We start from the raw sequence: 22,886 nt of genomic DNA, 5'->3' as shown, positions 1-22,886 counted from the left end.
GTGCGAGAGCGGGAGAAATTAGCGCCGTCCGACTACCGCTCGAAAGCGTCGGCCATCTCGTACAACCGTTTTAGTTCGGGAGATGAGAGAACCATCCTCGCGGCGCGAGAGTGGAGCAACCGACTGGCAGGGAGGGGGTGATCTCGGCGAAGTCGACGAAGATGATCGTGACGACGAGGAGCCGCATGCTGATGCTCAGCGCCACTCCACGCAGGATCCCGGCGGTCAACAAGCCGATGAAGGGAATGGGGAGGATGAGCCACCACAGTCCGTGTAAGAGGATCCCGGTGGCCGCGGCGAAGATCTCGGCTGTTCCGGTGAGGACGGCTGCTCCCAGACCGGAGCGGTTGTGTGGCATCAAGGATGCGATGCCCCCGAGGAACGCACCGACACAGATCAGGACCTGCTCTCCGAAGTCGTGCAGTAAGTAGCCGCCGATCGCCGCGACGATCATGCCGACTGCCACGCGCAGCAGACGGGCAGGATCCTGGAGGGGCGGTCCGGGCTTCAGCCCCCGCAGCGCAGCGCGGCCGAGTGCCTCGCGGTGCATCACATGCCGCCTGTCGGTGGCGTGTGCCGGCCGCTCCGAGCCTGTCATGAGGTGTTTTCGCACTATTCGACCTTCGCGGGCGTGCCCTCTTCTCCGGGATCCGGCCGGTGAAAGATCTCGGTGGGATCCTGGGGCCAGTGCGTGCGCGCTGATCTGGAGGGGCAGCTGTCAGGCACTACGGAAGATCGTTTTGAGCTCCAGGTACGGTTCGAGGCTGCTGGGCCCGAGTTCTCTACCCATGCCGCTGTTCTTGACGCCGCCGAATGGAGCCTCCGTCGGGAACGACGCGCTGTTGACTCCGATCGTGCCGGTCACGATGCGTCGGGCGACGGCGGTGGCGTGCTCGCGGTCCGGAGAGAAGACCCCGCCGCCGAGGCCGTACTCGGAGTCGTTGGCGATGGCGATGGCCTCGTCCTCGTTCTCGTAGGCGATGACGACGAGGACCGGGCCGAAGATCTCTTCACGGGCGATGCGCATGTCGTTGGTGACGTCACGGAAGACGGTCGGCTCGATGTAGAAACCCCGGTCGTTCGCCGTGGATCGGCCCCCGCCGACGACGACCTTCGCTCCTTCGCGTTGTCCCAGCTCCAGGTACGACTCGACGCGATCCCGCTGCCGTTCGGACACCAGGGGGCCGAACAGGTTGGCGGGATCGGTGGGATCGCCGATCGGGATCTCGCTCATCGCGGCACTGACAGCGTCGACTACTTCGTCGTACCGCGATCGGGGTGCGAGCACCCGGGTCAGGGACCGGCAAATCTGGCCGGTGTTCGGTGAGCACGCGGTTGCCACGAACGGCTTGAAGGCGTCGAGATCGACGTCCTCGAGCAGGATGGCGGCCGACTTGCCGCCCAGTTCGAGCGTTACCCGCTTGAGGTCCCTACCGCAGGTCTCGGCGATGGCCTTGCCGGCGACGGTGGAGCCGGTGAAGGCGATCTTGCGGACCAGCGGATGCTCGACGAGGGCGGTGCCGGTCTCGCGGCCTCCCGTGACGACGTTGACGACGCCGGCGGGGATACCCGCTTCGGTGGCGATTTCCGCGAAGAGAAAAGCATCGAGCGAAGTTTCTGGTGCCGGCTTGATCACGGCGGTGCATCCTGCCGCGAGTGCCGGTCCGATCTTCCACGCGAGCAGGGGCTGGGGGCCGTTCCACGGGGTGATCGCCCCCACCACGCCGACCGGCCGCCGCTGCAGGAGCGCGTCACCGATGGACGTTTCCAGTGGTTCCTCTTCGACGAGGGTGTCGGCGAGCGAGGCGAAATACCGGTAGTACCGCGGAACTTGCTGCTGCATCGCCCGGGACACGCTGATCGGAGTGCCGTTCTGCCGCGTCACCAGCGCAGCGATCTCATCGATACGGCCTTCGTAAGTGTCGGCCAGCCGGCGCAGGGAAGCGGCTCGTTCGGACGGAGGGGTGGCGGCCCACGTGACACCGGCGGTGTCGGCGACCTGTACGGCCGCGTCGATATCGGAGGAGTCACCGTCGACGATGGAGGCAAAGACTTCCTCCGTCGACGGATTGACGACGGAGATTGTCTCGGTGGAGTGGGCGGCCCGGTACTCGCCGCCGACGTAATGGGATTCGTGGTTCGTGACCATTCTTGTGTCCTCCTGGTCCCACCGCATTGTGATGGCGGCAAGAAATGATGGATGCCCCGACCTGAACGTCGGCACGGGTAATGCGACGTCTGCCGATGTCGGATGAGGGCCGAGTGATCCGACGAATTCAATTCGGCGAGCCGATCGAGTGTGCCCTCTGGCCTGATCTTACGTATCTCGAAGCCGACGTGGGAGGGGCCACCAGCACCCCCATGGCCGCGACAATTGATCGGCTATCTTTGCCATCGACTCCACTTGCGCGCGGCGCGAAGCTCGTTCGGGTTCAGGCCACCCCAGATTCCGTGTTGCTCTCCGAAATGAATCGCGCTTGTTCGGCATTCGCTGATCACCGGGCATTGGCGGCAGATCGCCTTCGCTTGCTGCTCCTGACGGCGTGAACATGTGCGATTGTCTTCGCCATCCATATAGAAGACGGCGATGTCCATGCCACGGCAACGCGCCTGTGGTCGCCAATCGTCACGATCGACGTGTGATGCGAGATTCATGGTTCACAGTGCTTTCCTGGCTTCGCGGCGTGCGTTAGGCCTTTGGGAATTATCTCCTTCTGAACAATGATTCTCGCCTGCACGAGAAGAGTTCAGCCACAGGTGAATATTCGGCAATGCGGCGTAAGTGTCAAGAGTGGGCTTAAGCACACAGAAACGCAAGGGGGAGTGAAAGTTACGATCCATAGGGTGAGGCTTACCTCGGGTTAGCTTCCGCATCTTTGACTTTCGGAACAATTCTGCAGAAAATGCTCAGTGCGGGCACCGAGGGTGCTCGGGCGCAGGTGAACTGAGCGATGGATTGCTCGAGACGGAAACGGACGATTCACATGCATATCGCGCACGTCGATCATTTCGTGCTGACTGTTGCCGACATCGACACCACCGTCGAGTTCTATACGACGATTCTGGGGATGTCCGAACATCGCTACGGCGACGATCGCCGGGCATTGCTGTTCGGTCGCAGCAAGATCAATTTGCACCAGCACGGGAACGAGGTCGAACCGAACGCTCGGCACGCGCAACCAGGCAGTGCCGACGTCTGCTTGATCGTCGAAGAGTCCATCGACGTGGTTGTCGGCGAGCTGTCCGGCAGAGGTGTGCCGGTGGAAGTAGGTCCTGTCCAGCGCCACGGCGCTCGAGGGCTGATGACGAGTGTGTACATCCGCGATCCGGACGGAAATCTCATCGAGCTATCGGAATACCAGCCGGGCACCTCTCTCAGGGTCTGATCTTCAGCACTTCGGGAAGTTGGTCGTTGTCCGCCCCGATGTCGCGGGCCGCATGCAGGGGCGGCGGACGGCGGCCGTCGAACGACAGGGGCAGACCGACCAGACCGATCTCGTCCTCGGACGGCGAGCCGATGATTCCCAGCGCGTGGGTGTGCTCGTGGGCGAGGACTTCGGCGGTGGTCTGGATCGGTGCCGACGGGATGCCGGCACCCTGCAGCAGTTCCTGCCAGTGGGCGCGTGTTTCCTTCCCCAGTTGCTCACCGATCAGCCGGTCGATCTCGGCCCGGTTCTGCAACCGTCCCGCGTTGGTGGCGAAGCGGTCGTCGGTCGACCACTCCGGATGTCCGAGTGCCGCACAGAGGCGCGCGAACAGCGCATCGTTGGCGCAACTGACGATCAGATCGCCGTCGCTGGTCGAGTACGCGCGGTGCGGGACGATGAAAGCGACACCCGACCCGTGGCGGCCACCGGGTTCGCCGTCGGCGTTGTAGTTCGCCACGCCGATCGACATCCAGGCCATGGCAGTCTCGAGGAGCGACGCGTTGACCGTCGCACCGGAGTGCTTCACCTGACGGCGGTGCAGCGCCGACAGGATGCCGATCACCGCCCACATCGCGGACCCGAAGTCGATGATGGACACCCCTGCCCGTACCGGGGGCTGTCCCTCCTCACCCGTGATGCTCATGATTCCGGAGAACGCCTGCATCAGCGGGTCGTATCCGGGGAGCGTGTTCAGCGGGCCGACGTGTCCGAACGCGCCGATCTCGCAATAGATCAACTCCGGCTTCGTCACCCGGAGGCTGTCGGCGTCCAGACCGTATTTCGCGCTGGAACCCGGCCGGAGGTTGTGGATGAAGACGTCGGCGCGTTCGGCGATCAGCGTGTGCAGCGTCTTCAGCTGGTCTCGATCCTTGATGTCGATGCTGATGCAGCGCTTGCCGCGATTGAGCGCATGGAAGGCGGCGCCGCTGCCCTTCCAGGTGCTGGGTCCCCAGCCACGGGCGGAGTCGCCCGACGGGCGCTCCACCTTCCACACCTCGGCGCCGAGTTCCGCGAGGATCTTCCCACTGAACGGTGCCGAGGCACTGTCGCCCAGCTCGACCACGACAACTCCCGATAACGGCAGATCACGCAGCATCGTCTTACTCCTCTTGGTCAGTTGACCGTGTGTGCGGCGCGCACTTCGGGTGAGTACGTGGCGCCGGAACTCAACAGCTCATCGATTTCATCTCGGTCGAAACCCGCCTCGGTGAGCAACTCCACGGAATGTTCGCCGAGACGCGGCGCCGGGTACCGCAGGTCCGGCGCGCTCTCACTCCACTGCTGCGGAATCGCCATCGTCTTGAGCGGTCCCTCGGAGGGGTGGTCCTGGTCGACGAAGAAGCCGACCTCTCGCATGTGCGGATCATCCAGCAACGATTCTGGGGTGTTCATCTCGATGACCGGAATATCCGCGTCGGTCAGAAGCTTCATCCACTCCGCGGTCGTCTTCGTCTCGAACACCTGCCCCAGGAAGTCGTACAGGATTCCGATGTTCTGGGTCCGTCCGTTGATGTCGGCGAAACGCGGGTCCTCGACCATCTCCGGGTGTCCGGAGATTTCGAAGAAACGCTGCCAGTGCTTGTCGATGTAGACGTTCACCCCGAGGTAGCCGCCGTCGAGCGTCCGATACGGGCGGCGGTCCGGGTTCATCATCCGCCCGTACCCCCAATCGTCGATCGGCGGATCGAAGGTGTGCCCGTACAGGTGATCACCCATGACGAAGTGCGTGAACGTCTCGAACATCGGCACCTGGACTTCCTGTCCGACGCCGGTCTTCTCGCGCCGGAACAGTGCCATCGACACGGCCGTGCTCGCGGCCATGCCGACGACGCGGTCCGCGATGGCGGTGGCCACGTACGCCGGTGGACCCGACTTGCGGCTCTGGAGTACCGGCATACCGACCGCCGCCTGGATCAGGTCGTCGTATGCCGGCCGGTCGGCGTAGGGGCCGTTCTGACCGAAACCGTAAGCGCCGCAGTAGATGATCCGTGGATTGATCGCGCGCGCCTCCTCGTAGCTCAGCCCCAGCCTGGCCATGGCCTTCGGCCGCAGGCTGTACAGCAGCACGTCCGCGGAACGGATCATGCGCTTGAGTGCGGCGGCACCCCCGTCCGTCTTGAGATCGAGGACGAGGCTGCGCTTGTTGCGGTTGAGGTGCAGAAAGATCGCGCTCATCCCGCGGTTGCGATACGGCCCGACACCGCGCGTCGTGTCGCCATCGCGTGACTCGATCTTCCAGACGTCTGCGCCCATGTCGGCGAGCAGGAGCGACCCGTACGGGCCCATGAAGTTCGATGTCAGGTCCAGGATGCGCACACCCTCCAACGGTCCGGTCATGTCACTGCTCCTACTGGTGGTCCGTCATGGTGAATACGGGGAGTTTCTGCTCCCCGCGCTGTACAAAGCGCATCGTGACCGGTTTTCCGATCGCGATCGCGTCCGGTTCGCCGTCGATCTGTGCGAACAGGGTGTAGCCGTCGTCCATCTGCACGAAGCCGACCGTGTACGGCACGATCGTGGACCAGACGGGTGTCGGTCCGCGCATGATCGTGCTGTACGAGTAAATCGTCCCGCTCCCGGTCGACTGTGTCCACGACAATGCCGCGGATCCGCAGTACGGGCAGGACGAGTGCGCCGGCCAGACCGCCTCCTCGCAGTCTCCGCAACGCTGGAATGTCAGTCGCTCGTCGGTGAGCGCCTCCCAGTACGGCTCGGCGTCGAGGAGTCGATACGGCTGCGGCCAGTCGTTCGATACGTGCGTGTCGGTCATGCTGTGCTCCATTTCGTGGTTCATGCAGCGGAGGACAGGACCATGACGCTGCCGGCTGCGAGCATTCCGCCGGCACCCTGGACCAGCGCGGTATCCGGCCGGCGTGCGGGCGCGAGCCCGAGCGGGTTCCCGCGCAGTTGCCGGACTGCCTCGACCAGGCTGTCCATGTTGCAGGAGATGCCGGGCTGACCGAACGACAGCCAGCCACCGTTCGTGTCGGTGGGCAGGTCGCCGTCGATTCCGGTGTGCCCACCCCGGTAGAGGTCGATTCCGCGGCCCTTCTCGGCGAAGCCGAGGTCCTCCATGATGATCGGGCCCATGTGCGCGAAGTTCATCGAGATCTGTGCCATGTCGATGTCGGACGGGCCGAGCCCCGACATCAGGTACGCCTGCCGTGCGGCCTCGACCGTCGCCGTGTGCGTCAGGTTGGGGAACGCACCCATGTCCGGAAACTTGCAACTGCGCATGTTCATGCGGTCGGTCAGATATTCGTGCGTCGATGCCGAACCGTAGCCGAGGACGTAGATCGGATCCTGGCCTTCTCGAACGTTGTCGGGCGAGGTGACGATCAGGGCGCCCCCGGTGCCGCCGCCCCAGGTAGAGCACATCCACCGCCGCAGCGGCGTCGCGACGTACGGGGACGACAGCACCTTCTCGCGGTCGATCTCACCGAACTTCGCCTTCGCTGCATGCGGATGGTGTGCGCCCCAGCGCTGGTTCGCGACGGCGACGTCCGCGAGATCCTCTTCGGTGATCCCGAACTCGTGGAAGTAACGGTGAGCGGCCTGAGCGTAGAGGGCCGGGATCGTCGGTCCGTAGGGGGCCTCGAACTGAGGATCCGCGTCCGCCTCCGCGCCCATCGCCACGGCGTCGACGAACAACTCCGTCGCATCGCTCTGCAGGCACAGCACGTACTCGGCCTTGCCTGCGGCGATCATCTGCGACGCGACGGCGATCGTCGAAGTGAGCCCTGCACCGTGCATCGTGAGCTCACTCGAGAACGTCACGTGCATCTGCATGTGTGAGGCGAAGATGTTGTTCCACTGCGAGCGCTTGTCCGCCCACGGGGAGCGTCCGGTGAAGATCGCATCCACCTGGTTCTTGTGGATGCCGGCATCGGCAAGTGCTGCGACGGTGGATTCCGCTGCGAGTTGCAGCGGATCTTTTCGGTTCTCACGCGATGCATACGCATCGCCCATGCCGACGATCGCTGCGACGGGTTTCGACGACATACTCAGTCCTTCGCGCGCTCGGTGGGCAGCGACGCGCCGACCAGGGCCTCGAGATCCTCGCGCTTGCGCAGCATCAGCAGGCTCCATTCGCTCTTCTGGCACACGTCGCCGTCCTGGTTGAGCGCCTTCATCAGCAGGGTGATGACGCCGTACTTGTCGTCCTTGTCCTTCTTGGCGAGGACCTCGGCGGTGACGTAGATGGTGTCGTTGATGTGCACCGGAGTGAGATACCGGAGGTTGTTGATCCCGTAGTTCGCCTGGATCGGCGGACCGAAGGTGATCAGGCCGGTCATGATGGAGTAGGTCAGCGACCCCTGGACCAGGCGCTCACCGAAACGGGTCTGCGACGCGTAGTGGATGTTCGAGTGGATCTCGATCCAGTTGCCGGTCAGCGCGCAGTAGTTGACCACGTCGGTCTCGGTGATGGTGCGACCACCGCTGCGAAAGACCGTGCCGACCTCGATCTCGTCGAGCGGCATGTCGATGCGGTTGTTGATGGTGGCGGGATTCGTCGTTGTCATCGCTGCTTCCTTGGGACGTGATGGTGATCGGGGCAGATTCAGGCGTTGGTCAGGCGCATCGACTTGGCGATGATCGTGCGCTGAATCTGCGACGTTCCGCCGCCGATCGTGCACTGGATGCTCTCGCGCAGGTAGCGCTCCATGTCGGCCTCGGGGAGGTTGGCGTACCCACCGAGAATCTGCATACCGTCGAGCGCACACTGCTTGAGGGTCTCCGACGCGTACAGCTTGGCCATCGAGGTCTCACGGGCGGCGGGACGATCCTGCGCCTTCAACTGGGCGGCGCGGTAGCAGAGCAGCCGCGCGGCGTCGACACGGGTCTGATTCTCGGCCAGCATGTGCTTGAGCACCTGGAACTCGTAGATCGGCTTGCCGAACTGGATGCGCTGGTGCGCATAGCGGTTGGCGTTGTTGACCGCTTCCTGCGCGTTGCCCATATAGGCCGCAGCGACCGCGCAGCGCTCCAGTTCGAGGTGCTCGGTGATGACCTTCCAACCCTCGCCCTCGGCGCCGAGCAGCGCGTCACCGGGCACCCGCACCTCGTCGAGGAAGATCTCGGTGGTGCCGGTCGCGTGCCGCGACAGAGTCGGCAGCTTGCGGATGTCCAGGCCCGGAGTGTCATTCGGAATCAGCAGCACGGACAAACCCTTGTGCTTGTCGCTGGTGTCGGTCCGCACCAGCATCGCGATGACGGTGTCCTTCGCGGCGGCGCCACTGCACCACAGCTTCTGTCCGCTGACGATCCAGTCTCCGTTGTCGTCACGGCGGGCGCGGGTCTTGGTGTTGGCGGCGTCCGAACCGGCATCGGGCTCGGAGATCGACACCGAGAAGCGGATCTGCCCGTCGATGAACGGCTTGACGTACTGCCGCTTCTGCTCGGGCGTTCCGTACTTGATGATGTTCATCGCCGTGAACGTCGGCACCAGCACCGAACACGCGAAGTCGAAACCGAACTTACCGAGCCCCTCGGCCATCAGCGAGTAGTCGAAGATGTCGCCGCCCGAACCGCCCTCCTCCTCGGGGAACAGGATGCCGAGCCAGCCCTGCTTGGCGATCTTCTCGTACGCCTCGTACGGGTACAGGCGATTCTCGTCGCAATTCCGGACGTACTCGACGGTGATTTCGTTGTCCATGAAGTCGTTGACGACGTCGAGCCACGCGGCCTGGGATTCGTCGAGGAAATTCGAGTTCATAATTCTCTCCAGATCGGAAGGAATGGTGCCCGCGTTTTCGGTTGCACCGCTTGAATAAATGTTAGAACTGCGTGACTGCCGAACCTAGTGATTCCTTTCGAATCCGCGATTCGACGAATACGAATCGTGTTCGCGGCAGCGCAACAGATCAGGTGATTGCCCCCGCCGCGCGGAGCGCAGCGAGTTGCTCGGCGGTGAAACCCCAGTCGCCGAGAACGTCGTCGGTGTGCTGTCCGGGCGCAGCCGGGGGGCCCTGGATCGCGCCCGGAGTCCGGCTGAACCGCGGCGCCGGAGCCGGCTGCACTACACCGGCGACCTCCGTGAACGTGCCACGCGCAACGAGGTGCTCGTGCCGCGGCGCTTCGGTCAACGACAGCACCGGCGCCCAGCACGCGTCCTCGCCCTCGGCGAGGGCGCACCATTCGTCGCGGGTGCGGGTCCGGAACACCGCAGCGAGCCGTTCCTGCATCTCCGGCCAGCGGGCCCGGTCGTGCTGATCCGGCATCTCGGTCTCGTTCAATCCGAGAAGGCGAAGTGTGTTGCGCCAGAACCGATACTCGTTGCACGCCACGCTCAACCAACGTCCATCCGAGGTCTCGTACACGTTGTACCAGGGTGCGCCCGAATCGAGCCGATTGGTTCCACGCTCGTCGTGCCAGTACCCGGCGGCGTGAAGGCCGTAGAACAGGGCCATCAACGACGCCGACCCGTCCACCATCGCCGCATCGATCACTTGGCCACGACCGGACAGCCGACTCTCGAGAAGCGCCGAGACCACTCCCAATGCCAGATACAGCGAACCGCCACCGAAGTCACCGGCAAGATTCAGCGGTAACGTCGGTGGCCCATCCTTGGCGCCGATGGCATGGAGGACGCCGGTCAGCGAGATGTAATTGGCGTCGTGCCCCGCGGCCTGCGCCAGCGGTCCGTCCTGACCCCACCCCGTCATCCGCCCGTACACCAGCGCGGGATTCACTGCGAGACAGTCGTCCGGGCCGATCCCCAACTTCTCCGCCACACCGGGCCGAAATCCCTCCACGAGCACGTCGGCCCGCCGCACGAGGTCGAAGACCGCCCCGACTGCCGCCTCGTTCTTCAGATCCATTGCTGCACTGCGACGCCCGCGATTGAGAAGATTGAAGCGTGGATCCACCGGCGCGCCGCCGTCGTAGCCGGGCGGCCGGTCGATCCGGATGATGTCCGCCCCCAGGTCGGATAGGAGCATGCAGCAGAACGGAACCGGTCCGACTCCACCCAGTTCGACGATCTTGATGCCCGCGAGGGGGCCTCTGGAATTTTCCATGACTTTCTGGCTCCAATCGAATACTTCCGAGCGTATCCGGCCCTATTGGCACTGCCAATTGAAGAATCGCGAAGCGGCGATTCGAACGGCCCGAATCGCATCGATGCCGATTTTCTGCATCCATTCTTGCTATTGACGGCCTCGACCGGAGACAGGCAATATAACCGGAGTCGTCTTCGGCACATTGTCACCGCTGCGATGACCCCCCACGTGCAGCTACGGTGCCCCGCGTTCGGCGCTCCGAAACTGGACGCTGTTCCCGGATCGCCCGAATGCTGCCGTCCACCAGCCAAGCTTCGTCACCGAGGAGTGCAACAGTCATGAGGAAATGCAGATATCGCACGGTTACCCACGGTTGTGGGGAGATGCGACCGTGCTGACGCGGGGAGGGGTTCTTCGGCAGTCGCCAGGTGAGTACGAGGTCGTGGAGTTGGAGGTCGACGACCCCCGGCCCGGTGAGATCCGCGTCAAGATGGTGGCCAGCGGCCTGTGCCACTCGGACGACCACTTCGCGACCGGAGACCAGCAACCCGGGATCCTGCCGATCGCAGGCGGCCACGAAGGTTCCGGCATCGTCGAAGCAGTCGGACCGGGCACCACAGGCTTCGCCGAAGGCGACCACGTGGTCTTCTCCTTCCTGCCGGTCTGCGGTCGCTGCCGATGGTGCGCCACCGGTCATCAAAATCTGTGCGACCTCGGCCGCTTTCTCGCCACCGGCGCCCGCTTCGACGACCCCACCTCGTTCCGCCTTTCGCTCGACGGCACACCGGTCGGGCAGCTCGCCGGCCTCGGTACGTTCTGCGAATACGTGACCGTCTCCACGGCATCGGCGATCAAGATCGATCCCTCGATCCCGCTGGACATCGCGTGTCTGACCGGGTGCAGCGTGGGGACCGGGTGGGGTGCGGCGGTCAACTCCGCACAGATCAGGCCGGGGCACGTTGTCATCGTGATGGGCATCGGAGGGATCGGCATCAACGCCGTCCAGGGTGCCGCACACGCCGGGGCAGGCGCGGTCATCGCCGTCGATCCGGTCGCCTTCAAACGCGAATCGGCGTTGAAGCTCGGGGCCACCCACGCCGTATCGGATATCGAGGAGGCCACCGAGGTCGCCCGGTCGATGACCAACGGTCAGGGCGCGGACGCCACCATTGTCACCGTCGGCGTCACCAGCGGACGTCACGTGGGGCAGGGCCTGCAGTCCGTCCGCAAGGCCGGGACCTGCGTCGTGGTCGGTCTCGGCGACACCCACGTGCGTGACGGTGACATCAACCTGCACGAGCTGGTCCTGTACCAGAAGCGTCTGCAGGGTTCCCTGTTCGGCGCCAGCTGTCCCACTGCCGACATCCCGGCACAGCTCGAGATGTACCAGCACGGGCAGCTTCGGCTCGACGAGCTCGTCACCACCCGCTATTCCCTCGACGACATCACCACGGGATTCGACGACATGAAAGCCGGCCGAAACCTGCGCGGCGTCATCGTCCACGACGCCTGATCATCCGAGTGTTCCCGCAACAGCAGGCGGGGCGGAGCGCGTCGCCGCTCCGCCCCGCCTGCTGTCGTCGGGTTCGTATCAGTGAATGGTCAAGCCGCCGGTGGGGCTGACAACAGTTCCGGTGAGGTAGTGCGCATCGTCGGATGCCAGGAAGGTCACCACGTCGCCGATGTCCTGAGGAGCCGCGACTCCCAGCGGACTGCGCTCGACGATCTTCTCGTACTGTTTCCGGTGATGGTCGGACACCCCGCCTTCACGCTGGAACGCCGCTTCCCACGACGGCGAATCCCGCACCACGGTCACGCACACACAATTCACCCTGATCCGATGTCTCGCCAACTCCTTGGACAGCACCTTGCTCGCCATGATCACTCCGCCGGAGAAGGTGGCGATTGCGGTCTGTCCTGGCGTCGGCACCCGGCCGCCCTCGGATGTCACGAAGACGACGCTTCCGCCGCCGCGCTCCCGCATATAGGGAACAGCGGCCTGCACGACAAGGAGTTTCGCTGCCACCGCCTGCCCGATGAAGGCCGTCACCCGATCGAGGTCGATGTCGGAGAAGGGGCCGCGAACTGCGGGGGAGCGGGCTTCGTCGTCGTTGCCTCCGGCGTTGGGGACCACGATGTCGACACCACCGAAGCGGCGGGCGGCTTCCGCGGCGACCTCGTCCATGTCGGACTTCGAGCGCACGTCCCCGGCGATGAAACCTCCGGTTCCGCCCAGCCGTCGAATCTCGGCCAGTACTGCCTCGGCCTTGCGTTCGTCCCTGCCGTTGAGGACCACGGTTGCTCCGCGCCCGGCAAGCCGCAGAGCGACTCCTTTGCCGATACCCCCGGTGCCACCGGTGACGATAGCGACCTTGTCTTCGAGACTGTTCATTGCACACCTTGAATTGTTGAACGAAACGTCGACCGTGAATCACGGGACGTATACCGGCGCCCGGTGCGTGTTGCACTCGCGCCACCGATCACACATGGCAGAGCGGCGACCGGAATTTCAGTCGAATCCGTTGACCACCAACGTAATGACCTCCGGAAGGCGGGACGTCGACGCGGACCGCCAGCAGCTCGGCCGCATGCTCGACTTCGCGGACCTGGGGATCGAAGTCCGGCGCGGTGCACAGGAACAAAGTCCGCCCGTCACTTCCACCGAGAGCGCAGGCGAAGACACCTGTGGACGTCTGGATCTCGTCGACGATTCGACCGTTCTGTACCCGCACCACCCGTCCACCACCGAAGTCGGCGAACCACAATGCTCCCTCCGCGTCGAGGGTGCACCCGTCGGCGGCCACATTCATCATGGCGGTGACTGTGGCGATGTCCCGCTCACTCGTGGGTTCCCCGAACTTCGCCCACGTGTTCCGGTTCGTCAGGGAACCGTCGGTGGCGATGTCGAAGGCGGTACCATCTCGGTCCCTCCAGGAAGGAATAACCCGTACTGACAGTGGTGATCTCGCGGATCATCAAATCCTCCCGGGGAACGAACGGAGTTGTCGTCTCAACACGTAGCGAGCGGGCAACCTCATTTGCAGCGCCCACGCGGTATCTACCAGTTCGGCGCAGAATTCATTGATTTCAATATTATCGCCCGTTCCGGGAGGTTCCAATTGAAAACCTTCGAATCGGCAATTCGACCAGGCCGAATTGCTCTCGAAGTGCTCTTCCGGAGATTGTCGATTCTCCCATCATCGACGCATGGACATCGACGAATTACAAGCTATACTCCGGATTAGCGTCACTCTCGGTGTGAGCGAATATGCTTTAAGCGACAGCTCAGTCCTTTCCTGACATATCGTCACGCTCTAGGTGGTCGAAGCCAAATGTGTGGAATTTCGATGTGGCGCTCATTCATACCGGACGACAAGGAAGCCCTCATGGCATCAGCTCCTTTCTCGGCGCACTACTGGAGTGCGGTCGAGGCTATTTCACCCAAGGACGCGCGAGCGGTCCAGAACGAGCGACTACAGGAGCAACTCGCCTACCTGTCCGCCCACAGCGCGTTCTACCGCACGAAGTTCGCCGAGCACGGAGTCGGCGTCACGAAGGTCAGGACGGTAGAGGACCTGGCGGGTCTGCCGTTCACGGAGAAGCAGGAATTGCGGGACAGCCTGACCGCGGCGCCGCCGCTCGGAAACCATGTCGCGGCCGATCAGGCCGACATCGTGCAGATCCAGGCGTCGTCGGGCACCACCGGCAGCCCGTCCTACGTCGGGTTGACTCGGAGTGACATCGATGTGTGGTGCGAGCTGGGGGCGCGGGCGCTGTACGCCAACGGCTTCCGCCCGGGCGACCGGCTGTTGCACGGGTTCGGAATGAGCAAGGGATTCGTCGGCGGCATCCCGGTGGTGCAGATGGCCCAGTACATGGGCATCGTCGACATCCCGATCGGTGCCGAGGCCGGCGCCGACCGGCTCCTGCGGGTGCAGGCCGATCAGCGGCCGAGTGCCCTGATCGGAACGCCGAACTTCCTGGCTCACCTCGCCGAACAGGCACCGTCGATCGTGGGCCTGCCCGCTCACGAACTCGGGGTGCGCGCCATCAGCGTCGGCGGTGAGCCCGGCGGGGGACTGCCCGCGGTGCGGAACAAGCTCGAGGCCCTGTGGGGTGCCACCTCGCGGGAGATGCTGGGCGGCACCGATATCGCGTGCATCTACTGGGGTGAGTGCGAGGCCGGCGACGGCATGCACTTCCTCTCGCCAGACTTGATGGTGGCCGAGCTGATCGACCCCGACACGGACGAGCTGATCGAACCGGTCGACGGCGCGCAGGGAGAACTCGTCTACACGGCACTCCGGCGCCAGGCCTCACCGCTGCTTCGCTTCCGCACCCGCGACCACGTGGTGGTCACAGGGACCGACTGCGCGTGCGGCCGCACCGGGTACAAGGTTCGCTGCATCGGCCGAACCGACGACATGCTCATCGTCCGCGGGATCAATCTCTTCCCGTCCGCGGTCAAGCAGCTCGTGTCCGAGCTGACGCCCGCCACCACCGGGGAGATGCGCATCCGCGCAGACTTCGAGGGCCACTCCACCCAGCGTCCACTTCCCCTGGTCGTCGAGCACGCCAACGGCCTGACCGCCGAGCAGCAGTCCGAACTGCGCACCACCATCGAGCAGCGAGTCCGCTCGGCGCTCAACGTGAAAACGGTCGTCGACCTCGTCCCCGACGGAACCCTGAAGCGCCCCGACCACGTGAAGGTGGCCCTGATCGAACGAGTGAACTCATGAGGACCTACGAAGAGTTTCCGACCCTGGCAATCGACCGCCCGTCCGACCACGTCCTGCGCATCGTGCTCGACGGGCCGGACCTGCACGCCGTCGGCCCGGACATGCACCGCGACCTGGCGGACGTGTGGACGGCGATCGACCGCGACGACTCCGTCCGCGCCGTACTCATCCGCGGCGCCGGCGACCGCGCCTTCTCCGCAGGGGGAAGCTTCGACCTGGTGGAGTCGATGGTGGAGGACTGGCAGGTGCGCACCCGCATCCTCCGGGAGGCCCGCGACCTCGTGCGCAACCTCATCGAATGCTCGAAGCCGATGGTCTCCGCCGTCAACGGTCCCGCGGTGGGAGCGGGACTGGTCGCCGCGCTCCTCGCGGATGTGTCCGTTGCCGGTCGGCGCGCGAAGATCGTCGACGGCCACGTCCGCCTCGGGGTCGCCGCCGGCGACCACGCGGCCATCTGCTGGCCGATGCTGTGCGGAATGGCGAAAGCCAAGTACCACCTGCTGATGAACGAAGTCCTCACCGGTGAGGAAGCGGAGCGTATCGGCCTCGTCTCCCTCTGTGTCGACGACGACCAGGTGCAGAGTCGCGCCCTGGAAATCGCCACCACCCTGGCCACCGGCGCACCGAGCGCGCTGCAGTGGACCAAGCACGCCCTGAACAACTGGTACCGGCAGGCGATGCCGATCTTCGACGCATCCCTCGGGCTCGAGTTCTACGGATTCGGCGGACCGGAAGTCGTCGAGGGCGTCGCCGCCCACCGCGAGAAGCGCGCGCCGAGGTTCGCATGAGCGCGCCACTCGCGGGTGTGACCGTGGTGAGTCTCGAACAGGCCATCTCCGCTCCGCTGTGCACCCGCCATCTCGCCGATCTCGGTGCCCGGGTGATCAAGATCGAAAACCCCAACGGAGGCGACAGCACCCGCCACTACGACGGCGTGGTTCGCGGGATGGCCGCTCACTTCGTCTGGCTGAACCACGGCAAGGAATCGGCCGCGCTCGACCTCACCGACCCCACCGATCTCGAGGTGTTCACCGGACTCCTCGATCGCGCCGACGTCCTGGTCAGCAACCTCGCACCCGGTGCGCTGGGCCGGCTGGGGCTGGCACCCGCCACCCTCGCCGACACCTACCCCCGTCTCATCGTGGTCGACATCTCCGGATACGGCACCGGAGGTGTCCTCGACGACAAGCGCGCGTACGACCTGCTCGTGCAGGCCGAGGGCGGGTCCTGCTCGATCACCGGCTGGCCGGGACGGCCGGTGAAGTCCGGGATTCCGAGCGCCGACGTCGGCACCGCCCTGTACGCATATTCGGCGGTGCTCGCCGCACTGTACGACCGCAAATCCACCGGACGGGGCGCCGTCATCCCCATTGCGATGTTCGATGTCGTGGCCGAGATGATGGGTTTCGCGCTCAACCAGGTCGTCCACGCCGGCACCGAACCGGAGCCGGTCGGCATGGGATCGCCGATGATCGCCCCGTACGGGGCGTTCGGCACGGCGGACGGGCAGACAGTGGTCCTCGGTACCACCAGCGACCGCGAGTGGCGCAGACTTGCCACCGACTTGCTGGACCGCCCTGACCTCGCCGACGACCCGCGTTACGCCCGCAATGCCGACCGGGTCACGCGTCGGGCCGAGCTCGACGAACTGCTCGGTGACTGGTGCCGGCAACGCACGCTCACCGACATCCAGTCGCTGGCCGACCGGGTGGGGATCGGCAACGCCCGCCTCAACACGGTGAGCGAACTCGCGACTCACCCACAGCTCACCGAACGTGGCCGCTGGCGTGACGTCGGGTCGCCCGTGGGCCCGGTACCGGCGCTCAAACCGCCCGCCATGGCGCTCGACTGGGCCATCCGCGCCGGCACCGTCCCCGCTCTCGGCGAGCACACCGCAGCCCTGCGCGCGGAGGTTCTGGACGCGCGGGCGAACCCGACGGTGGGCTGATCCGAGCGCACGAACGATAGACGAGGTGGGCACGAAGCACACAGGGACCTCACGATTCCCAGTGGTTCGTGCCCACGATGCGTCTCAATTGGGTGTGTCTTCTCCGGTCGCGGCAGGGGCAGGCGATGGTGACGCCGCCCCGGCGAACGGCGGTGTCGGGCCTGCGGGCGTCATGATCTTCGGAACGAGAGCGACGAAGACTGCTGCGATCAGTGCCGGGAGCGCGAACGCGTAGAAGTTCCATTCGTGTCCGATGTTCGAGCCGAGGATCCATCCGCCGAGCAAGGGGCCGAGAATCGCCCCGAAGCGGGCCAGTCCCATGACCGCACCGACGGCGGATCCTCGGCACGACGCCGGAAAATGTTCTGCGACATATCCGTACGTCAGCGTGGAAGTCCCGATCGTGCCGAGTCCGGCGCCGGCGACCGCGACCATCAGGAATACGATATCCAGCTTCTGGCTGAGCACGAGGAGCGAGAGTGCCCCCACGAGGAAGAACGGGATGACCACTCGTTTGGAGCCGAAGCGATCAGCAAGCAAGGAACCGCCGACCGCGCCGATGATGGCACCGACCTGCAGTACGAGTAGGAACTGCAACGACGAACCGAGCGGGTAGCCGGCTTCCCGCATGAGCTGCGGCAGCCAGGTATTGAGGCCGTAGACGATCAGCTGTGCGCAGAAACCTGTGAGCACGAACAGGATTGCCGACATCCGGAAGCGATGCGAGAGCAACAGGAGGTAGCCGCGCCGACCCTGCGTTTCCTCACGCGCCGCGGCGGCCTGTTCCGCATGCTCGGCCGCCATGGCGTCGAAGTCGAGGCGATACTGGTCCGCCAGCGCCCTCGCCTCCGACGTCCTGCCTTGGACCACGAGGTAGTTGACCGATTCAGGAAGCCTGAGGTACATCACGGGCAGCACCACCACATAGAGGGCTGCGATGGTGTACATCAGGCGCCAGCTGTGTTCGGGAAGAAGGGCGATCGCCGCGAGGGCGGAGATGATGCCTCCGACGGAGTACCCCGTCAGCATGAGTCCGTTGTAGAGTTGCCGGCGCCCCTTCGGCGCGAATTCGATGGTCAGCGCGACTGCCGAGGGCACCACCCCGCCGAGACCGATCCCGGTGAGAAATCTGGCGAAGCCGAAGAACTCGGGAGACTGCGCCAACGCGCACGCAGCCGAGCCGGCCGAGAACGAGAGGACGCCGACCATCATGACGTTGCGGCGGCCGATTCGATCGGTGAGCGGACCCGCGAGGAGGAAACCGACCATCAGGCCGGCCAGCGTCCAGCTGCCGATCAAACCCGCACTGCCGTGCGACATCTCCCATCCGGGCTCGTCGAGCAGGCTGGGAACGGTCGCGCCGTAGACGATCAGGTCGAAACCGTCCGCAACGATGGTCATGAAGCACAGGGCGACCACGAACAGGCCACTGCGTGTGTTCGGCACAGAGGGTGCCATATTGTTCTCCTGGGTGTGCTTGAATCGGATGTTCAGAGAGAGCTTTTCAGCTACTGCCGGTCGATGTTGCGCATCGCGCGATGCCGTTTGATCGTATTTCTCGTCACACCCGCTTCCAATTGAAAAGATATGAAGTGATGATTCGAGCCTTGCGAATTATCCTGGTGCAGGACCGTATCGGAGTGGCACGAGCGACCCTGGCCGAAGCGAAGCCGCTGGAGAGCGGCACCTCGTCACTGGGAGTACTGCAGCGTCAACCACCCCGCGTGCTTTCCTGGAAGGAAATTCTCTGTTCGCAGAATGGGAATCAGACGACTTCATTTCTGGGAAATGAGCGATTCGAGAATGTGAAATTGACGCGGAGTCTGCGGAATGGATAGCCTGAAGCGATTGTGAGACAGGCCGGATGAGTAGCGAATTCGCAATGCATCGCACTCGGATGATCGACTATGCCGCGATCAGTGGCGAACTCGAGTCGATACTCGCGTCGAAGCCGCGGCCGTCGACGGCCGGCAGTTGGAGTGCACACTGAAGTAGGCACCCACTCGAATCGTCCGATTCGAACTTTGACGAGGGAGATCCGTAGATGACGTCCGCGTTCTTCAGTCTGGCCCCGGGTCGTGATGTGCGCTCCGAGGAACTTCTGCCCCACGCTCCCGACGGAAGCGGTTGGGGCAGTGAGCACATGCGAGGCATGGCCGTCAGCGGGGCTCTCGCGCGTGCGGCCGAGAGGGCTGTAGAGGCGCTCGGGCGTCAGGACCTCCAACCGGTCCGGTGGACGCTCGACCTCTTCCGCCCCGCGGGGATGAAACCGTCCGTCACGTCCACGACCGTTGTTCGCGAAGGACACCGCCTGTGCCTCGTCGACGCGGTGATGACCCAGGACGGGGAAGCGGTCGCGCGGGCCAGTGCGCTGTATCTGAGTCCCACCACGACACCGGAGGGGATTGTGTGGGCTTCGGGTAATAGTCCGCAGCCGCCCCACGACGACTGCCGGCGGTCCGCGGGCAGCGCCGAAAGGCTGTACTACAGCGCCGGCGCGGGCTGGACACCGCCCGCGGACGCACCGCAGAACGGTGATCGCAAGCAGATCTGGCAGTTTGCGATCCCGGTGGTCGAGGGCGAAGCACTGACTGCGTTCCAGATGGCCGCTAGCGTCGCGGATGCCGCGAATGTCGTAAGCAATTTGGGCAGTGCGGGACTCGAGTACATCAACGCCGATGTGACTCTTGCGCTTGCGCGTCTGCCGGAGGGTCTAGAGCTTGGACTGGCTGCACTGGACCGCTCAGAGCAGCACGGCATCTCCGTCGGCACGGGGCTGGTGTTCGACCGACTGGGTGTGGTCGGTTCGGTCACCGTCTCCGCGGTCGGTAACGCACGGCGCGCCGTCGACCTCCGGATGTTCGGACACGGTGACGACGCGCGGGGGCAGCCGAAATCGGGTGCTGCGACCTAAGCTTCCGCCGCTACTGTGCCGTCAGGCGCTCTGCGACGTGGCGTGCCTCGGTGATCGCGGCGTCGGCGATCTCCTCGAGGCGGAGGTCGATCCGTGTTCGCGGCCCGGCGACGGTCAGGACCGCAACGTGCTTCTCGCCGTGGAAGACCGGGGCAGCCACGCCGCCGAGGTCGGGGGTCACCTCTTTGCTCGCGAACGCGATTCCGTCACGTGTGATGCGCTCGAGTTCCTCGTGTGCCAGTCGGCGCTTCTCGGGCTCCTCGATGTGGGTGTCGAGATAGGTGTCGCGGAACCGCTGATCCGTGTAGGCCAGGAAGCATTTGCCGGCGGTCGATGGGAAGAGCGGGCGCCGGACGTGGAGTGCGGGCGAGAACCGAATCGGCTGCGTCGACTCGATGATGTCGATGTTCACGACGGATTCCCCGATTCGCACGCAGAGCGTGACCGTTTCGTCGAAGCGACTGTGCAAGGACTCCATGCTCTCCCGCGCTACCCGGTCCACCTGAGGCGTGTGCGCCGAGAGGAGTGTGCCGACGGCGGGGCCGAGAGTGTAGGCGCCGTTCTCGGTGAGGTATCCGGTGGCGACCAAGCCCTTCACGATGTAGTGCACCGACGAACGGGGGGCGTCCAGCGCCGCGGCGAGCTGGGCGAGCGACAGCCCGTTCGCACTCCGGGAAACGAGCTCGAGGATCGTCATGACACGGGAGACCGTGCGATGCTCTTTCGCCTCACCAGGGACCGGCGGCACGTGGCTCTCCCTCTTCTCGATCACCGATCGACTCAGACTACAGGTGGCTGGGGCACTGCCACGCCGGGCAGTGCCCCAACCGAGTCACCGCGCGGCCGGAGCGCTTTCGGTAGCACTGGTGTGATTGCTGATGCTGATGGTGCGGCACTGGTCGCCGAGTGCAGCGCCCGCGATGAGTATCGCGCCGACGATGAAGATCAGGGAGACGCCCCAGGTGGAGTGGGTCGGGGAGAGGGTGACCATGGTCAGTGCCGCGAGCGGAGCGAGGCCACCCGCGAGGGCACCGCTGACTTCCCGCCCGGCGCCGAGGCCCGAGGCGCGGACTTCGGGTGGGAACTGCCGGGCGAGGAAGGACCCGGAAGCCGCGAGCAAGGTGGGCTGGACGATGCCGACGGTGAGGATGAGTGCGAGCCAGATGTAGACCGGTCTGTCGGTGTTCAGGAGCCAGAAGAAGGGGAAGGCCAGCCCTGCCACACACCCGGCGCCGGTCAGCATGATGCGGCGTGTCCCGGCGCTGTCGCAGAGCCGTCCGGCTATGGGGATGGTCACGAGCGCGACGGCACTGGCCAGGCTGATGCCGAACGCGCCGACGTTGGCGGCGACGTCGCGGAATTCGGAGAGATAGGACAGCGAGAACGTCTTGAAGATGTAGCTGATGCCGTTGACGCCGATGGTGGACACGGCGACGACGGTCAAACCACGCCAGTGGTTCTTCAGCAGGTTCCGGAACGGCTGCGCCTTCTTGCGGGTTTGAGCCTGGGCGGCGACCTTTTCGAAGTCGGGGGTCTCGGGCAGGTTCCGCCGCATCCAGTAGCCCAGAGCAACGAGGACGAAGCTGGCCAGGAATGGGATCCGCCAGCCCCAGCTGTAGAGGTCAGCTTTGTCGAGGCTCGTCACGGCAGCCACTGCCAGGGACGACGCCAGAAGGCCGACGCTCACTCCCATGGCGGGCCACGCGCCCTGCCGTCCGCGGGACTTCTCGTCGGCGTGCTCGTAGGACATCGCGATGGCGCTGCCGAATTCTGCGCCGGCACCGAGTCCCTGGACGATGCGGAACAGAACCAGCAGCACGGGTGCGGCAATCCCGATCGTCTCGTACGACGGGATCAGGCCGATACAGCCACTGGCCAGGCCCATCAGTAGGAGGTTGAACGACAGCACCGCCTTGCGCCCGATCTTGTCGCCGAGGATGCCGAACACGATTCCGCCGAGCGGGCGGGCGAGGAATCCGACCGCGAACGTGGAGAACGCGGCGAGAGTGCTGACCGTGGAGTTCTCCGAGGGAAAGAAGAGCGGGCCGAACACCAGTGCGGCCATCGATGCGTAGAGGTAGAAGTCGAACAGCTCGAGCGCTGTGCCGACCACTACGGCGGGACCGACGTTCTTCGGCTTCCGTCGGGGCGGATTAGGGGAGCTGTGGGGCGATGCCGGTGGCTGTGTCACGGGTCGAGCCTCTTCTCTTGCTTCGGACGAAGACTGTCATGTTCATATATATGAACATCGGATTCGTAACTACGATGATATGATCTGGAACACTAGGGAGTGAGCTAGGCCACGTCAACCCTGTTCCGGTACTTGTCTCTCGCGGTCTCGGTCGCGCAGACACGGCTCGATTGGCGTGGCCGACTGCGCGTTTCGGAGATCGTGAGGGCGGCATGGCTATGTTCAACAGACTTCATCTGATTCGACAGGTCGATCTGTTCACGTTGCGACTGTTTCTTTCCGCGATCGAAGAGCAGCAGATCGGACTGGCCGCGATCAGGGAAAACATCGCCGCATCCACGGCGACCAAGCGCATCCAAGTTTTGGAGGACATTGCCGGGATCAAACTTCTCGATCGTGGCCCCAAGGGCGTTGTCCCCAGCCCCGCCGGTGCGGTCCTCGAAAGATATGTGCGCTCGATCTTCGGCAGCCTCGAGGAGATGCGATCAGAGATAGCGTCGTTGACCGAAGGCGTGCAGGGGGACCTGACGATCGTCTCGGCCCGATCGATCATCGTTCCGTTCCTGGCGCGAGAGCTGGGCGAGTACACCCGTGAGTTCCCACTCGTCGACCTGGCCGTGCGCGAGACCGAGAACGCCGAGATCGTTCAGCAAGTCGCGCGCGGC

22 protein-coding genes are annotated in these 22,886 nt (G+C 64.7%); 7 read left to right on the top strand and 15 right to left on the bottom strand.

The features are described from left to right. Positions 1-70 precede the first annotated feature (70 nt). The 3 genes from AZG88_RS16355 to AZG88_RS49905 all read right to left on the bottom strand — a co-directional run bounded on the left by AZG88_RS16355 (position 71) and on the right by AZG88_RS49905 (position 2,655). Complete coding sequence (locus tag AZG88_RS16355; RefSeq protein WP_143548683.1) at positions 71-550, bottom strand: hypothetical protein; 480 nt, start codon at positions 548-550, stop codon at positions 71-73. Between the two features lie 168 nt (positions 551-718). After that, on the bottom strand, positions 719-2,149 hold the full coding sequence (locus AZG88_RS16350; RefSeq protein ID WP_061042135.1) for an aldehyde dehydrogenase: 1,431 nt from the start codon (positions 2,147-2,149) through the stop codon (positions 719-721). 233 nt (positions 2,150-2,382) lie between these two features. Then, complete coding sequence (locus AZG88_RS49905; RefSeq protein WP_005250408.1) at positions 2,383-2,655, bottom strand: WhiB family transcriptional regulator; 273 nt, start codon at positions 2,653-2,655, stop codon at positions 2,383-2,385. A 329-nt stretch (positions 2,656-2,984) separates the two neighbouring features. On the opposite strand from AZG88_RS49905, the gene AZG88_RS16345 reads away from it, so the two are divergent. Next, on the top strand, positions 2,985-3,386 hold the full coding sequence (locus tag AZG88_RS16345) for a VOC family protein (protein WP_005250410.1): 402 nt from the start codon (positions 2,985-2,987) through the stop codon (positions 3,384-3,386). Here AZG88_RS16345 and AZG88_RS16340 read toward each other — a convergent pair. The 7 genes from AZG88_RS16340 to AZG88_RS16310 form a co-directional block, all read right to left on the bottom strand. Continuing rightward, the gene (locus tag AZG88_RS16340) at positions 3,376-4,524 is read right to left on the bottom strand and encodes a CaiB/BaiF CoA transferase family protein (protein ID WP_025433419.1); all 1,149 of its coding nucleotides are present in this window, start codon (positions 4,522-4,524) and stop codon (positions 3,376-3,378) included. The two genes, AZG88_RS16345 and AZG88_RS16340, sit on opposite strands and share 11 nt — an antisense overlap. Before the next feature lie 17 nt (positions 4,525-4,541). Then, positions 4,542-5,765, bottom strand: a complete 1,224-nt coding sequence (locus AZG88_RS16335) for a CaiB/BaiF CoA transferase family protein (protein WP_061042134.1) — start codon at positions 5,763-5,765, stop codon at positions 4,542-4,544. 10 nt (positions 5,766-5,775) lie between these two features. Further along, a complete protein-coding gene (locus tag AZG88_RS16330; RefSeq protein ID WP_082764524.1) occupies positions 5,776-6,198 on the bottom strand; it encodes a Zn-ribbon domain-containing OB-fold protein in 423 nt (140 codons plus the stop codon). 20 nt (positions 6,199-6,218) lie between these two features. After that, the gene (locus tag AZG88_RS16325; RefSeq protein ID WP_063819547.1) at positions 6,219-7,430 is read right to left on the bottom strand and encodes a thiolase family protein; all 1,212 of its coding nucleotides are present in this window, start codon (positions 7,428-7,430) and stop codon (positions 6,219-6,221) included. A 2-nt stretch (positions 7,431-7,432) separates the two neighbouring features. Next, positions 7,433-7,951 (bottom strand): MaoC/PaaZ C-terminal domain-containing protein, encoded by a 519-nt coding sequence (locus tag AZG88_RS16320; protein WP_005250419.1) that lies wholly within the window; start codon positions 7,949-7,951, stop codon positions 7,433-7,435. Between the two features lie 38 nt (positions 7,952-7,989). Further along, entirely contained in the window at positions 7,990-9,144 is a 1,155-nt protein-coding gene (locus AZG88_RS16315; protein ID WP_005250421.1) for an acyl-CoA dehydrogenase family protein, read from the bottom strand. 148 nt (positions 9,145-9,292) lie between these two features. Beyond that, a complete protein-coding gene (locus AZG88_RS16310; protein WP_061042132.1) occupies positions 9,293-10,447 on the bottom strand; it encodes a CaiB/BaiF CoA transferase family protein in 1,155 nt (384 codons plus the stop codon). Between the two features lie 373 nt (positions 10,448-10,820). Between AZG88_RS16310 and AZG88_RS16305 the strand changes: the two genes are divergently transcribed. Further along, positions 10,821-11,942: an NDMA-dependent alcohol dehydrogenase gene (locus tag AZG88_RS16305; protein ID WP_061042142.1), complete on the top strand. Its 1,122-nt coding sequence runs from the start codon at positions 10,821-10,823 to the stop codon at positions 11,940-11,942. Positions 11,943-12,020: 78 nt separating this feature from the next. Here the strand turns inward: AZG88_RS16305 and AZG88_RS16300 are convergent, their stop codons facing one another. Both AZG88_RS16300 and AZG88_RS16295 read right to left on the bottom strand, forming a co-directional pair. Beyond that, positions 12,021-12,821 carry an SDR family NAD(P)-dependent oxidoreductase gene (locus tag AZG88_RS16300; RefSeq protein ID WP_061042131.1) on the bottom strand — a complete coding sequence of 267 codons (801 nt, stop codon included), beginning with the start codon at positions 12,819-12,821 and terminating at the stop codon, positions 12,021-12,023. Between the two features lie 88 nt (positions 12,822-12,909). Further along, complete coding sequence (locus AZG88_RS16295) at positions 12,910-13,332, bottom strand: SMP-30/gluconolactonase/LRE family protein (RefSeq protein WP_269455041.1); 423 nt, start codon at positions 13,330-13,332, stop codon at positions 12,910-12,912. Positions 13,333-13,815: 483 nt separating this feature from the next. Here AZG88_RS16295 and AZG88_RS16290 point away from each other — a divergent pair, with 483 nt between their 5' ends. Genes AZG88_RS16290 through AZG88_RS16280 form a run of 3 tightly spaced genes read left to right on the top strand, consistent with a single transcriptional unit; the run spans position 13,816 to position 17,116 of the window. Beyond that, the gene (locus tag AZG88_RS16290) at positions 13,816-15,168 is read left to right on the top strand and encodes a phenylacetate--CoA ligase family protein (RefSeq protein WP_061042141.1); all 1,353 of its coding nucleotides are present in this window, start codon (positions 13,816-13,818) and stop codon (positions 15,166-15,168) included. Then, entirely contained in the window at positions 15,165-15,956 is a 792-nt protein-coding gene (locus AZG88_RS16285) for an enoyl-CoA hydratase/isomerase family protein (RefSeq protein WP_061042129.1), read from the top strand. The genes AZG88_RS16290 and AZG88_RS16285 overlap by 4 nt, the downstream gene beginning before the upstream one ends. Continuing rightward, positions 15,953-17,116 (top strand): CaiB/BaiF CoA transferase family protein, encoded by a 1,164-nt coding sequence (locus AZG88_RS16280; protein WP_005250429.1) that lies wholly within the window; start codon positions 15,953-15,955, stop codon positions 17,114-17,116. The genes AZG88_RS16285 and AZG88_RS16280 overlap by 4 nt, the downstream gene beginning before the upstream one ends. An 84-nt stretch (positions 17,117-17,200) precedes the next feature. Here the strand turns inward: AZG88_RS16280 and AZG88_RS16275 are convergent, their stop codons facing one another. Further along, complete coding sequence (locus AZG88_RS16275; RefSeq protein ID WP_061042128.1) at positions 17,201-18,574, bottom strand: MFS transporter; 1,374 nt, start codon at positions 18,572-18,574, stop codon at positions 17,201-17,203. A gap of 586 nt (positions 18,575-19,160) precedes the next feature. On the opposite strand from AZG88_RS16275, the gene AZG88_RS16270 reads away from it, so the two are divergent. Further along, positions 19,161-20,030, top strand: coding sequence for an acyl-CoA thioesterase domain-containing protein (locus AZG88_RS16270; RefSeq protein ID WP_061698282.1), 870 nt, complete (start codon positions 19,161-19,163; stop codon positions 20,028-20,030). A gap of 10 nt (positions 20,031-20,040) precedes the next feature. Here AZG88_RS16270 and AZG88_RS16265 read toward each other — a convergent pair whose 3' ends face one another. Together AZG88_RS16265 and AZG88_RS16260 are read right to left on the bottom strand one after the other, a co-directional pair. Beyond that, positions 20,041-20,778, bottom strand: a complete 738-nt coding sequence (locus tag AZG88_RS16265; RefSeq protein ID WP_061042140.1) for an IclR family transcriptional regulator — start codon at positions 20,776-20,778, stop codon at positions 20,041-20,043. A gap of 84 nt (positions 20,779-20,862) precedes the next feature. Further along, positions 20,863-22,221: an MFS transporter gene (locus tag AZG88_RS16260; protein ID WP_061042126.1), complete on the bottom strand. Its 1,359-nt coding sequence runs from the start codon at positions 22,219-22,221 to the stop codon at positions 20,863-20,865. 212 nt (positions 22,222-22,433) lie between these two features. Between AZG88_RS16260 and AZG88_RS16255 the strand changes: the two genes are divergently transcribed. Beyond that, a partial coding sequence (locus tag AZG88_RS16255; protein ID WP_156517508.1) for a LysR family transcriptional regulator occupies positions 22,434-22,886 on the top strand: 453 nt, incomplete at its 3' end.

This window comes from Rhodococcus sp. LB1, from assembly GCF_001583455.1.
Lineage (GTDB): Bacteria > Actinomycetota > Actinomycetes > Mycobacteriales > Mycobacteriaceae > Rhodococcus_F > Rhodococcus_F opacus.
This window is presented reverse-complemented; position numbering and strand designations above follow the sequence as displayed.

What these genes read in the sequence shown, in the direction of transcription:
- AZG88_RS16355 (WP_143548683.1), bottom strand. Translation starts at nt 550, where the DNA reads ATGCACCGCGAGGCACTCGGCCGCGCTGCGCTGCGGGGGCTGAAGCCC.
- AZG88_RS16350 (WP_061042135.1), bottom strand. Translation starts at nt 2,149, where the DNA reads ATGGTCACGAACCACGAATCCCATTACGTCGGCGGCGAGTACCGGGCC.
- AZG88_RS49905 (WP_005250408.1), bottom strand. Translation starts at nt 2,655, where the DNA reads ATGAATCTCGCATCACACGTCGATCGTGACGATTGGCGACCACAGGCG.
- AZG88_RS16345 (WP_005250410.1), top strand. Translation starts at nt 2,985, where the DNA reads ATGCATATCGCGCACGTCGATCATTTCGTGCTGACTGTTGCCGACATC.
- AZG88_RS16340 (WP_025433419.1), bottom strand. Translation starts at nt 4,524, where the DNA reads ATGCTGCGTGATCTGCCGTTATCGGGAGTTGTCGTGGTCGAGCTGGGC.
- AZG88_RS16335 (WP_061042134.1), bottom strand. Translation starts at nt 5,765, where the DNA reads ATGACCGGACCGTTGGAGGGTGTGCGCATCCTGGACCTGACATCGAAC.
- AZG88_RS16330 (WP_082764524.1), bottom strand. Translation starts at nt 6,198, where the DNA reads ATGACCGACACGCACGTATCGAACGACTGGCCGCAGCCGTATCGACTC.
- AZG88_RS16325 (WP_063819547.1), bottom strand. Translation starts at nt 7,430, where the DNA reads ATGTCGTCGAAACCCGTCGCAGCGATCGTCGGCATGGGCGATGCGTAT.
- AZG88_RS16320 (WP_005250419.1), bottom strand. Translation starts at nt 7,951, where the DNA reads ATGACAACGACGAATCCCGCCACCATCAACAACCGCATCGACATGCCG.
- AZG88_RS16315 (WP_005250421.1), bottom strand. Translation starts at nt 9,144, where the DNA reads ATGAACTCGAATTTCCTCGACGAATCCCAGGCCGCGTGGCTCGACGTC.
- AZG88_RS16310 (WP_061042132.1), bottom strand. Translation starts at nt 10,447, where the DNA reads ATGGAAAATTCCAGAGGCCCCCTCGCGGGCATCAAGATCGTCGAACTG.
- AZG88_RS16300 (WP_061042131.1), bottom strand. Translation starts at nt 12,821, where the DNA reads ATGAACAGTCTCGAAGACAAGGTCGCTATCGTCACCGGTGGCACCGGG.
- AZG88_RS16290 (WP_061042141.1), top strand. Translation starts at nt 13,816, where the DNA reads ATGGCATCAGCTCCTTTCTCGGCGCACTACTGGAGTGCGGTCGAGGCT.
- AZG88_RS16285 (WP_061042129.1), top strand. Translation starts at nt 15,165, where the DNA reads ATGAGGACCTACGAAGAGTTTCCGACCCTGGCAATCGACCGCCCGTCC.
- AZG88_RS16280 (WP_005250429.1), top strand. Translation starts at nt 15,953, where the DNA reads ATGAGCGCGCCACTCGCGGGTGTGACCGTGGTGAGTCTCGAACAGGCC.
- AZG88_RS16275 (WP_061042128.1), bottom strand. Translation starts at nt 18,574, where the DNA reads ATGGCACCCTCTGTGCCGAACACACGCAGTGGCCTGTTCGTGGTCGCC.
- AZG88_RS16270 (WP_061698282.1), top strand. Translation starts at nt 19,161, where the DNA reads ATGACGTCCGCGTTCTTCAGTCTGGCCCCGGGTCGTGATGTGCGCTCC.